The organism is Plectonema radiosum NIES-515 (assembly GCF_025753815.1).
GTDB lineage: Bacteria > Cyanobacteriota > Cyanobacteriia > Cyanobacteriales > Nostocaceae > Hassallia > Hassallia radiosum_A.
Genome location: NZ_JAOWRF010000384.1, coordinates 1 through 1,679, shown reverse-complemented (window position 1 = coordinate 1,679; position 1,679 = coordinate 1). Strand labels below are relative to the sequence as shown.

Below are 1,679 nucleotides of genomic sequence, written 5' to 3'. Positions count from 1 at the left end.
TGTCCCCCTTGTCCCCCTTGTCCCCCTTGTCCCTAATTCCCAATGCCTAATTCTTGCCGCAGGCGGTACAAAATTGTGTTTTGGTCAACTTGGGAGAGAATTTCTTGAATGACGGTGCTAGCGCCCAATTGACCCCAAGTGCAGCCTTTTTTCAGGTACTCTTGTGCGGCTTTACCGATCGCGTAGGCGCCATAACCGGCGATACCAGCTTGAGCGATCGCACTTCCGGCGAAGGCTGTAATATTGGTGGGATTTTCACCACTGGCTAAGGCGGTGGCACTTTTGCCTAAGCCTAAAAGCAAGCTGCTTCCTAATTCTCCCAAAAGTAAACCGCCAGAACTAAATAAAATTGTCTTCAGAATTTTACTTGCTTCGTAACCGGTCATCGGTAAGCCGTATAATCTTGCTAAGGAGCGAATTAACGCTAAGTCGGCAACACTTCCGCCAACCACATCTAAAAAGGCGATGGGATTTAACCCGACTGCGAGAGCTTTATATTTGGTAAACTGCCAAATGAGGTCTTCTGCTTGTTGTTCGCGTAACTCGATGGTTTTTTGAGCGATCGCAGCTTCTGCATCTCTTGCTTGAATCAGTGCATTTAATGCGAGAAGCGATCGCCCTTCACGATTGAAAATATTCAAAATTGTCTGTTTGAGTTCCTCTACTTGGATTGCTGGTGTCTCCCATTCATAAGTTACACGTCCATCTGTCCACTCAACCCGCACTTCAAGGGGTGCGGGTTCGGCTGCTACCATGACAATTTCATCGGGTAATAAAGGCTTTTGTTGGGGATGTCCTGCACCGAGTTGTTGCAAATTATTATAAATAGATGTTCTATCTGTATCTGGATACAAATCTATTTTGTTAAAGACAAGAATTAGGGGTTTTTGCGATCGCCGCAATTCTAGCAGCGCTTGATACTCAGTCCTAGTAATATCACCCGACACCACAAACAAGATTAAATCAGCTTGCTGCGCTACATCTCGCGCCATTTGCCCTCTTAGTTCCCCTTGAATTTCATCTAATCCGGGGGTATCAATTAATTCTACCTGCACCTTGCCACCAGGAGTCCACTGCACTGAACGAGGATACTGAGTTACGCCATTTAGGGGACCTGTTTGCAGAATTTTTTGTCCCACTAAGGCGTTTAAAACTGCTGATTTACCACGACTGACTAAACCAAAAGCGGCAATTCTAATTACGTTAGAGTCCAGCTTATTGAGAGTATTCGTCAATATTTCTAATTCTGGTTTCACAAAAGATGCTAATTCCAGGTTTGATTGCGGTTGTCCTGGCTTGCGGAGATATCCATACCAAGACAGCACTTGTCTGAGACTAGCACGAGCGCGGTTTAAATGAGTTTCTTGCAGATTATTAGGCACGTTCTCGTTTTTGTTGATTCAAAGTTAGACAAACGACTAGACATCGACTGAATTTAAATATGCGTTATTCATAACCCCAACAGACGTAGCACAGAATTGTCACAATAATTCTTTTTCACTTTCTATATCTATTATATTTTGTTCTAATTACAAAGCTTTCAGTGTAGTTAGCTGCTATATAAATCCTAGACAAGTCTAGACATTTACTTCTTACTTCAACGGGAGCATGGGAGCGGTTATCCCTCAGTAAGCTTTCACGATGAAGCCAACCGTGATAAGTTAATTGCCGCGTTTAAA

General features: G+C 43.5%; 1 protein-coding gene. It reads right to left on the bottom strand.

Annotated elements, in window-relative coordinates; all coding sequences use genetic code 11:
• Window positions 1-32: 32 nt before the first annotated feature.
• Complete coding sequence (locus tag OGM63_RS26865; protein ID WP_263748777.1) at window positions 33-1,382, bottom strand: GTP-binding protein; 1,350 nt, start codon at window positions 1,380-1,382, stop codon at window positions 33-35.
• Window positions 1,383-1,679: the final 297 nt, after the last annotated feature.